A 9,341-nucleotide genomic window follows, 5' to 3' on the forward strand; every position below is an offset into this window, starting at 1 on the left:
AGGGCGATGCCGGCGCGCGGCGACAGGCCGACGCGGATGTCGGCGTGGCGGCGGCTGGCCGCGAGCAGCGCCTGCAGGTAATCGAGCAGGGCGCCGCTGGCAGTGACTGCCTGCGCCTGGCGGTGCAGCGCGGCGAGGCTGGGTGCATCCAACTGCGGGGTGAGCTGGGCGAGCAGGTCGCGGCGATCGCTGCCGGCGAGCAGCGCACGCTCGGCGGCGGCGTCCGGGTAGTCCAGCGAGATGCGCAGCATGAAGCGGTCCAGCTGCGAATCGGGCAGCGGGAAGGTGCCGTGCAGATCCAGCGGGTTCTGCGTGGCGACCACGAAGAAGGGTTGCGCCAGCACGTGCGTCTGGCCGTCCACCGTGACCTGGCCCTCGGCCATCGCCTCCAGCAGCGCGCTCTGCGTCTTCGGCGTAGCGCGGTTGATTTCGTCGGCCAGCATCAGGCCGGTGAAGATGGGACCGGGGTGGAAGCGGAACTGGCCGGTCTCGCGCTCGAACACGCTCACTCCGATAATGTCCGAGGGCAGCAGGTCGCTGGTGAACTGCACGCGCTGGAACTCCAGCGCAAAGCTTGCGGCCAGCGCATGCGCCAGCGTGGTCTTGCCCACGCCGGGCACGTCCTCGATCAGCAGGTGGCCGCCGGCGATCAGGCAGGTGAAGGCAAGCTTGACCTGGCGCGGCTTGCCGAGCAGCACGCGGTTGACCTGGGCCATCGCCGCTTGCAGGCGCGGGTGGAGCGTTTCTTCGGGCAGGGGAGTGGAGGCGGACATGGGTTCCTGGCAGATGCGGACGGAACGCGGGGAGGACCGCCCGAGTGTAGCGGCCGGGCTCGCGCGCTGGCGAGGCGCGTTCCTTATCGCGTTCGTCGCCTTGCTGGTACTCAAGTGCATGGTGGCTTCCACGATGTCGCCGTTCGGCGACGAGGCCTTCTACTGGCAGGAAAGCCGGCATCCGGCCTGGGGCTACAGCGACCTGCCGCCCTTGACAGCGTGGCTGATCTGGCTGGGCGAGCGCGTCGCCGGGCATGGCCTGCTCGGCATGCGCTGGCCGTTTCTGCTGCTCGGCAGCGCCTTGCCGTGGGTGGTCGTCGCGTTCGGGCGGCGCTCCTTCGACGCGCGCACGGGCTGGCAGGCAGGGTTGTTGTGCCTGGCGCTGCCGCTGGCCGGCAGCCTCGGTGTGATGGCGCTGCCGGACGTGCCGCTCACGCTCGCCGCGGCCGTCGCGTTGTATGCGCTGCTGCGCGCGATGGACGAGGGCCGCCTGCGCGACTGGCTGTTGCTGGGCTTCGCACTGGCGGTCGCGTGGCTGACGCACTACCGCGCGGCGATGGTCATGCTGGCCGGCTTGCTGTTGCTGCTCTTCGCGCAGCGCGGGCGCGCGCAATGGCGACGCAGCGGCCTTTGGCTGTCGCTCGCGCTGGCGGCGCTGGGGCTGGTGCCGCTGGCGTTGTCGAACTGGCGCCAGCATGGCGCGGGGCTCGCCTTCCAGTTGGTCGAACGCAATCCGTGGCAGTTCCACGCGGATGCGCTGGTGCAGCCGCTGGAACAGGCGATCGCCTGCACGCCGCTGCTCTACGCCGTGCTGCTGTGGGCGCTGTGGCGAAGCTGGCGCCGGCGCGGCGAAGGTGCGCCGTGGGACCTGGTCGCATGGAGCGGCCTGGGTTTCCTCGTGCCGTATTTCGTATTCGGGCTGTTCGCCGACGACCTGCGCTTCCGTGCCCATTGGCCGTTGCCGGGTTATCTGCCGCTGCTGGCGGCGGTGCCGGCGCTGTGCCGTTGCTCCGGGCGCGGCTGGCGAGCCGCCACGGTGATCGGCGGTGCGCTGGGAGGCGCGGGCACGCTGCTGGGCCTGGGCTACCTGGCGCTGGCGGCCAGTGCGCAGGGCGCGGACATGCTGGCCGCGAGCAAGGCGTTCCCGGCCAACTTCGTCGGCTGGCGCGAGAGTGCGGTGCAGGCGCGCGTGCTGCTGCAGCACGAGGATGCGGTGCTCGTCGCCGACAACTTCATGCTCGCCGCCGAACTCGAGTTCCAGCTCGACGGCCGTCGGCCGGTGTATTCGCTGGACAGCGCGCTCAACGTCAAGCATGGTCGTGCGCCGCATCTGGCGATCTGGCGGCGCGACGAAGCCGGGTTGCGTGCCGTGCACGCCGGCGAACCGATGCTGCTGGTGGTGAGCGAGGCGATGCGCGAGCGCGAGAAGCTGGAACGGCTGGGGGCGATCTGCGGCAGCATCGAGGCGCCGCGGCTGGTCGCGCGGCGGGTGCTGTTCGAGGGACGCAAGAGCTTCGCGTATTACCGCGGACGGGTGCCTGCCGCGCCGCTGCCGCCGCCCGCCGATCCGGCGCAGTGCCTGTTCTGGCGCAACGCGCAGACCGCGACGCCCATGTAGGTGGCGCAGGGTGGGCGGACGCCCGCGCCCCATGGCTATGGGACGGCGAGGCCCGCTTCGCGCAGCATCCGCGCGAGCGCGATCAGCGGCAGGCCGATCAGCGCGGTGGGATCGCTGCTGTCGATGCGCTCGAACAAAGCGATGCCCAGGCCCTCGCACTTGAAGCTGCCGGCGCAGTCGAGCGGCCGCTCGCGCTCCACGTAGCGCGTGATCTCCGTTTCGGTGAGCGCCCGGAAGCGTACGCGGGTGGTGTCCAGGTGCGTGCGCCTCAGGCCCCCGCGGGTATCGAGCAGGCACACCCCGGTATGGAAGCGCACCTCGCGGCCGGCACAGCTTGCGAGCTGCGTGCATGCGCCCTCGACGCTGCCGGGCTTGCCCAGCGCGCGGCCGTCCAGCTCGGCGATCTGGTCCGAGCCGATCACCAGCGCATCGGCCAGCCCCTGGCCTGCGCCTTCCGCCTTGAGGATGGCCAGTCGCAGCGCAGCGTCGGCCGGTGCTTCGCCGGGCCGCAGGGTTTCGTCGCTGCCGGGGGCGCGCTGCTCGAACTGCGCCACCAGCCGGCGCAGCAGTTCCGTGCGGTAGCGCGAGGTGGAGCCGAGGACGAGGCGGCTCATGCGTCGGGTTCGCGCCGGATGTGTTCGCGCATGGCATCGTCCAGCTCGTGGCGCGCGCGCTCCAGCGCGTGCACCAGCGGACGCAGCCGCGCCCGCGTCTGGCTCATGTCGGCGGCCGCCGCGTCCAGGCCCTGCTGGCTGGCATCGGGCGCGCAGTCGCGGATCCACAGGCGCTGTTGCAGCAGCGAGCGCAGGCCTGCGTCGATCGCCTGCTTGGCCTCCTGCTCGCCGGCCGCCGGCTGGTCGGGATTGAGCGACATCACCGCGTGGGCCTGCTTGAGCCCGCTGCGGCAGGTCTTCAGGTCGGCTTCCAGCTGATCGGCCAGTTCCAGCAACTGGTGCATGCTTTCGGTGCGCCGATCCAGCCGGCGCCGCCGGCCCATCAGCACGAACGACCCGGCGCCCATCAGCAGCAGGAGCATCGCGGTGAGGCCGAAGGCGAGGGCGGTGGGCACGAGGAGAAACCGGCGGCGGGTCGGAAGGGCAGTCTGCCCCAGCGCCCGGCGGCAGGCAAAGCAAGCCCGGTGCGGTTGACTTGGAACCGCGCCGGGCCTAAGATTTCGCGATTATGTCCGTGACACTGCCAGAGTCCGTGGACGCTTGGCGCATGGTCTCGGCGCGGCGTTCGTTCGCCGGGGCGCTTCCGGTGGCCGCCATGTCCCGCCTGTGCGGGATGCTGGCCGGCAACGAAGGGGCGGCGCAGTACGCGCTGGATTTCGGTCGCGACGAGTTCGGCACGGCCTACCTTCAGGTGCACGTCGAGGCGCCGCTTACGCTGACCTGTCAGCGTACGCTCGAGCCTTTCGTGATGCCGCTGGCGGTGGACAGCCGGCTCGGCCTGATCCGCAGCGAACGCGAGGAGGCAGCCTTGCCGCCCGGTTGCGAACCGCTGCTGGTCGAGGACGACGGCAAGCTGAACCCTGCCGACGTGATCGAGGATGAACTGCTGTTGGCGTTGCCGCTGGTGCCGGTCAATCCGCACAGCAGCCTGCCACCCGAGGTGACCGACGAGGGTTCGCCCGAACCGGCGCCGGAACGTACCGACAACCCGTTCGCGGTCCTGCGCGAACTCAAGCACAACGATTGAAGCTGGAGATACACCCATGGCCGTTGCCAAGAGCCGCAAGACCCCGTCCACCCGCGGCATGCGTCGTTCGCACGACAAGCTCAAGACCGTGCAGCTGGCGACCGACCCGACCAGCGGCGAGGTGCACCTGCGCCACCACGTCACCAAGGACGGCTACTACCGCGGCAAGAAGGTGATCGACACCGCCGCGGCCGTCGACGCCGAATAAAGCGGTTCCTTATCGGACGCAACAGGCGGCGCGGCGACGCGCCGCTTTGCGTTTCGGCGTCCGCGAACGTAACGTTGCGGCTCCGGCATGGCCTGGCCATCGCCCCCGCATATTGATGGACAGCCCATGGCTTCGACCTACGCCCGCATCACCGGCACTGGCAGCGCGCTGCCAGAGCGCGTAATGACCAATTTCGACCTGGAGAAATTCGTCGAGACCAGCGACGAATGGATCCACACCCGCACCGGCATCCGCCAGCGTCACGTGGCGGCCGAGGGGGAGACCACCGGCGACCTGGCCTTCCTGGCCGCCGAGCGTGCGCTGGCCGCCGCCGGCGTGCAGGCCTCCGAGCTGGACCTGATCGTGCTGGGCACCACCACGCCCGACCTGATCTTTCCGTCGACCGCCTGCCTGGTGCAGGCTCGCCTGGGCGCCAACGGCTGCGCGGCCTTCGACGTCAATGCGGCCTGTTCGGGTTTCGTCTATGCGCTGGGCGTGGCGGACAAGTTCATCCGCAGCGGGCAGACGAAGAAGGCGCTGGTGATCGGCGCCGAGACGCTCACCCGCATGATCGACTGGAAGGAGCGCGAGACCTGCGTGCTGTTCGGCGACGGCGCCGGTGCGGTCGTGCTCGAGGCCAGCGACGAGCCGGGCATCTATGCCACCTGCATGCATGCCGACGGCGGCTACAAGGAACTGCTGTGGAATCCGGTCGGCGTTTCCGCCGGTTTCCGCGACGAGCCCAACCATGGCGTGTGCATCAAGATGGCCGGGCGTGAGGTATTCAAGGTCGCGGTCAAGACGCTCGACTCGCTGGTCGAGCAGACCCTGCAGGCCGCCGGCATGCAGGCCTCGCAGCTTGATTGGCTGATCCCGCACCAGGCCAACCTGCGCATCATCGAAGCGACCGCCAAGCGCCTGGACATGTCGATGGACCAGGTCATCGTGACGGTCGACAAGCACGCCAACACCTCGTCCGGCTCGGTACCGCTGGCGCTGGACTATGCGGTGCGCTCGGGCAAGGTGCAGCGCGGCCAGAACCTGCTGCTGGAAGCCTTCGGCGGCGGCTTCACCTGGGCCTCGGCGCTGCTGCGCTACTGAGCTCCCGTGCTCCCGGACGATGCCGCCTGCGGGCGGCATCGTCGTTTCCGGTTGCCGATACGGCTGCGTATCACGGTAGCTGCTGGCATCATCGCCACTTTGGCCTCTGACGGATCCCTCGCCGATGATTGATTCCTCCCCCTCGCTCGCTTTCGTCTTTCCCGGCCAGGGTTCGCAATCGATCGGCATGCTGTCCGATCTCGCCGCCGCGCACGCCGACGTGCAGGCGACCTTTGCGGAAGCCTCGCAGGGTGCCGGCATCGATCTCTGGCAGCTCAGCCAGCACGGTCCCGAGGACCAGCTCAACCGCACCGAGCACACCCAGCCGGCCTTGCTGGCCGCCAGCGTGGCGGTGTGGCGGGTGTGGCAGAAGCTCGGCGGCGCGCGACCGGCGCAGCTGTCCGGGCACAGCCTGGGCGAATACAGCGCGCTGGTCTGCGCAGGGGCGCTCTCGCTGCATGACGCGGCCGCGCTGGCGGCCGAGCGCGGCCGCCTGATGCAGGCGGCGGTGCCGGCCGGGACGGGCGCGATGGCGGCGATTCTCGGCGGCGACGACGCGCAGATCGCGGCAGTGTGCGAGGAGGTCGCGCAGGGCCAGGTGGTGTCGCCGGCCAACTACAACTCGCCGGGCCAACTGGTGATCGCCGGCAATGCCCAGGCGGTCGACCGGGCGCTGGCAAGGCTTGCCGAACTGGGCGTGAAGAAGGCGGTCAAGCTCGCGGTATCGGTGCCCTCGCATTGCGCGCTGATGCGCGAAGCGGCGGACCGGCTGGGCGAGCGCATGGCTCGGATCGACTGGTCGGCGCCCGCCATTCCGGTGATCCAGAACGCCGAGGCGCGCAGCTACGCCAGCGTGGAGGACATCCGCGGCGCGCTGCAGCGCCAGCTCTACCTGCCGGTGCGCTGGACCGAATGCGTGCAGGCGCTCGCTGCCGTCGGCGCCACGCGCGTGTTCGAATGCGGCCCGGGCAAGGTGCTCACGGGGCTGGTCAAGCGCATCGACAAGAGCCTCGACGCGCGCGCCATCGGTGCGCCGGCCGAGATCGAGGCCGCACTCGCGTAACCACATCACGATGGGCGGCGGGTTTTCCGGCCCGCCCCGGATTCCTGCAGAAGGGCATGACGATGAGCAAGATCCTGGAAGGAGAAATTGCGCTGGTCACCGGCGCCAGCCGCGGTATCGGCGCGGCGATCGCCGACGAGCTGGCGGCGATGGGGGCCACCGTGATCGGCACGGCCACCAGCGAGAACGGCGCCAAGGCGATCGGCGAGCGGCTCGCGCCGAACGGCGGGCATGGTCGCGTGCTGGACGTGACCGACGGCGGTGCCATCGAGGTGCTGGTCGATGCCATCGCCAAGGAGTTCGGCGCCGTGTCGATCCTGGTCAACAACGCCGGCATCACCCGCGACCAGTTGCTGATGCGCATGAAGGACGAGGACTGGCAGGCGATCATCGATACCAACCTCACCTCGGTGTATCGCGCCTCCAAGGCGGTGATGCGCGGCATGATGAAGGCACGCAAGGGCCGCATCATCTCGATCGCCTCGGTGATCGGCCTCACCGGCAATCCGGGCCAGGCCAACTACGCGGCGGCGAAGGCGGGCATCATCGCGTTCTCCAAGTCGCTGGCGCGCGAGATCGGCTCGCGCGGCATCACGGTCAACGTGGTCGCGCCCGGTTTCATCGACACCGACATGACCCGCGCACTGCCGGAGGAATCCAAGCAGGCGCTGCTGGGGCAGATCGCGCTGGGCCGCCTGGGCGAGGCGGGCGACATCGCCAAGGCCGTGGGTTTCCTCGCCTCGCCGGCCGCCGCCTACATCACCGGCGAAACGCTGCACGTCAATGGCGGCATGTACATGCCCTGACGTATGGCACGGTTGTCGCCAGCGGCCGAGTTTTAGGCGACAATTGACCTTTCGCGCCGGCATGCAAAGCCCGGCGTCCCATCCCTGCCGGCGGAGCATGGCGGCCTGGCCGCTTAGCCACTACAATCCGCCGGCCTTTGCCGGCCCCGCGCCGGCCCGATTAAGCAATTTCTCCTTGGGAGGTTTGGCAACATGAGCACCATCGAAGAGCGCGTCAAGAAGATCGTCATCGAGCAGCTGGGCGTGAAGGAAGACGAAGTCACGGCGAACGCTTCGTTCGTGGACGACCTGGGCGCCGATTCGCTGGACACGGTGGAACTGGTGATGGCCCTCGAGGAAGAGTTCGAGACCGAGATTCCCGACGAGGAAGCCGAGAAGATCACCACCGTGCAGCAGGCCGTCGATTACATCAAGGCCCACACCAAGGACTGATCGCGCCGTGGCGGAAGCCGCGCCGCGCGCGGGTTCCGTTCACGCGGCAATACCGAAAGCTGCGCCACCTTGGCGCAGTTTTCGTTTCCGCGTTTTGAAACGTCCGATGCCGTATGGTCTGGGGACGCGGGCATTGCCCGGCAACGCGCCGAGAACACGAAGGATTCAATCCAATGAGCGAACGACTCATGAGCAAACGACGTGTCGTGGTGACCGGCATGGGCATCATCTCGCCCGTCGGCAATGACATCGCCACCGCCTGGGACAACATCCTCAAGGGCGTCAGCGGCATCGGCCCGGTGACCCACTTCGACGCCACCGGCTACGCCACGCGCATCGCCGGCCAGGTGCGCGACTTCGACCCGGCGCAATGGATGCCGCCGAAGGACGTCAAGAAGATGGATCCCTTCATCCACTACGGCATCGCCGCCGGCACCCAGGCGCTGCGCGATTCCGGGCTGGAAGTGACCGAGGCCAACGCGCCGCGCATCGGCGTGGCGGTCGGCGCCGGCATCGGTGGCCTGAACACCATCGAGGACACGTCCATCGACCTGCACGAGAAGGGCCCGCGGCGCGTGTCGCCGTTCTTCGTGCCCAGTTCGATCATCAACATGGTCTCGGGGCATCTGTCCATCATGTTCGGCCTGAAGGGCCCGAACATCGCCTGCGTCACCGCATGCACCACGGCCACGCACAACATCGGCCTGGCCATGCGCATGATCCAATACGGCGATGCCGACGTGATGCTCGCCGGCGGCGCCGAGTTCGCCACCACCGGCACGGCGATGGCGGGCTTCTGCTCGGCCAAGGCCATGTCCACCCGCAATGACGAGCCGGCCAAGGCCAGCCGCCCGTGGGACAAGGGCCGCGACGGTTTCGTGCTGTCCGACGGCGCCGGCGTGCTGATGCTGGAGGAGTACGAGCACGCCAAGGCGCGCGGCGCGAAGATCTACGCCGAGCTGGTCGGCTTCGGCATGAGCGGCGACGCCTACCACATCACTGCGCCCAGCGAGGGCGGCGAAGGCGCCGCGCGCTGCATGCAGGCGGCGCTCAGCGATGCGGGCCTCGAACCCACCGACGTGCAGTACATCAACGCGCACGGCACCTCCACGCCACTGGGCGACCTGGGCGAGGTGATGGCGGCCAAGAAGGTGTTCGGCGAGCACGCCTACAAGCTGGCGATGAGCTCGACCAAGTCCACCACCGGCCACCTGCTGGGCGCCGCCGGCGGCGTCGAGGCGATCTTCACCATCCTGGCGCTGCGCGACCAGGTGCTGCCGCCGACGATCAACCTGGACGAACCGGGCGAAGGTTGCGACCTCGACTTCGTGCCGCACACCGCGCGCAAGGCGGAGCTCGACGTGGCGATCTCCAACTCCTTCGGCTTCGGGGGCACCAACGGCACGCTCGCGTTCCGTCGCATTTGAAGCGGCCCCACGTAAGAGCCCTTGGCGGCCGGCGCGACCTGCTCGCGCCGGCCGCCGCGTTTCCCGCCCGCTATCCCTGCCTGCTGCAGAGCGTAGTGGGCGGCACCGCGCAGGCGCGCTACGACATCCTGTTCGGCTTTCCGCAGGAACAGCTGGCGTTGCTTCCGGACGGACGCCTCGTCGATGCGCAGGGGACAGCGAGGCCGGGCCGC

11 protein-coding genes and 1 pseudogene are annotated in these 9,341 nt (G+C 69.3%); 9 read left to right on the plus strand and 3 right to left on the minus strand.

What is annotated here, in order from left to right:
* Positions 1-773, minus strand: a 773-nt coding sequence (locus HOQ08_RS15115) for an AAA family ATPase (RefSeq protein WP_291196819.1), incomplete at its 3' end; no start/stop codon positions are given.
* A gap of 118 nt (positions 774-891) precedes the next feature.
* Between HOQ08_RS15115 and HOQ08_RS15120 the strand changes: the two genes are divergently transcribed.
* Entirely contained in the window at positions 892-2,391 is a 1,500-nt protein-coding gene (locus HOQ08_RS15120; RefSeq protein WP_291196821.1) for a glycosyltransferase family 39 protein, read from the plus strand.
* Positions 2,392-2,426: 35 nt separating this feature from the next.
* Here the strand turns inward: HOQ08_RS15120 and HOQ08_RS15125 are convergent, their stop codons facing one another.
* Both HOQ08_RS15125 and HOQ08_RS15130 read right to left on the minus strand, forming a co-directional pair.
* Complete coding sequence (locus HOQ08_RS15125) at positions 2,427-3,005, minus strand: Maf family nucleotide pyrophosphatase (protein ID WP_291196824.1); 579 nt, start codon at positions 3,003-3,005, stop codon at positions 2,427-2,429.
* Entirely contained in the window at positions 3,002-3,460 is a 459-nt protein-coding gene (locus HOQ08_RS15130) for a hypothetical protein (RefSeq protein WP_343203823.1), read from the minus strand. The genes HOQ08_RS15125 and HOQ08_RS15130 overlap by 4 nt, the downstream gene beginning before the upstream one ends.
* Positions 3,461-3,612: 152 nt before the next feature.
* Here HOQ08_RS15130 and HOQ08_RS15135 point away from each other — a divergent pair, with 152 nt between their 5' ends.
* The 8 genes and pseudogenes from HOQ08_RS15135 to HOQ08_RS15170 all read left to right on the plus strand — a co-directional run.
* Positions 3,613-4,092 (plus strand): YceD family protein, encoded by a 480-nt coding sequence (locus HOQ08_RS15135; protein WP_291196846.1) that lies wholly within the window; start codon positions 3,613-3,615, stop codon positions 4,090-4,092.
* Between the two features lie 16 nt (positions 4,093-4,108).
* Positions 4,109-4,300, plus strand: coding sequence for a 50S ribosomal protein L32 (gene rpmF / locus HOQ08_RS15140; protein ID WP_091336642.1), 192 nt, complete (start codon positions 4,109-4,111; stop codon positions 4,298-4,300).
* A 126-nt stretch (positions 4,301-4,426) separates the two neighbouring features.
* Positions 4,427-5,401: a beta-ketoacyl-ACP synthase III gene (locus tag HOQ08_RS15145; RefSeq protein WP_291196830.1), complete on the plus strand. Its 975-nt coding sequence runs from the start codon at positions 4,427-4,429 to the stop codon at positions 5,399-5,401.
* Positions 5,402-5,525: 124 nt separating this feature from the next.
* Positions 5,526-6,464: an ACP S-malonyltransferase gene (gene fabD, locus HOQ08_RS15150; RefSeq protein WP_291196833.1), complete on the plus strand. Its 939-nt coding sequence runs from the start codon at positions 5,526-5,528 to the stop codon at positions 6,462-6,464.
* A 62-nt stretch (positions 6,465-6,526) separates the two neighbouring features.
* Positions 6,527-7,270: a 3-oxoacyl-ACP reductase FabG gene (fabG, locus tag HOQ08_RS15155; protein WP_291196835.1), complete on the plus strand. Its 744-nt coding sequence runs from the start codon at positions 6,527-6,529 to the stop codon at positions 7,268-7,270.
* 192 nt (positions 7,271-7,462) lie between these two features.
* On the plus strand, positions 7,463-7,702 hold the full coding sequence (acpP, locus tag HOQ08_RS15160; protein WP_091336635.1) for an acyl carrier protein: 240 nt from the start codon (positions 7,463-7,465) through the stop codon (positions 7,700-7,702).
* Positions 7,703-7,890: 188 nt separating this feature from the next.
* Positions 7,891-9,129 (plus strand): beta-ketoacyl-ACP synthase II, encoded by a 1,239-nt coding sequence (gene fabF / locus HOQ08_RS15165; RefSeq protein WP_291196841.1) that lies wholly within the window; start codon positions 7,891-7,893, stop codon positions 9,127-9,129.
* Positions 9,126-9,341: pseudogene (locus HOQ08_RS15170) on the plus strand (aminodeoxychorismate synthase, component I); the annotation flags it as partial. The gene fabF and the pseudogene HOQ08_RS15170, both read left to right, overlap by 4 nt.

It is taken from the genome of Frateuria sp., assembly GCF_013362045.1.
Taxonomy (GTDB): domain Bacteria; phylum Pseudomonadota; class Gammaproteobacteria; order Xanthomonadales; family Rhodanobacteraceae; genus Frateuria_A.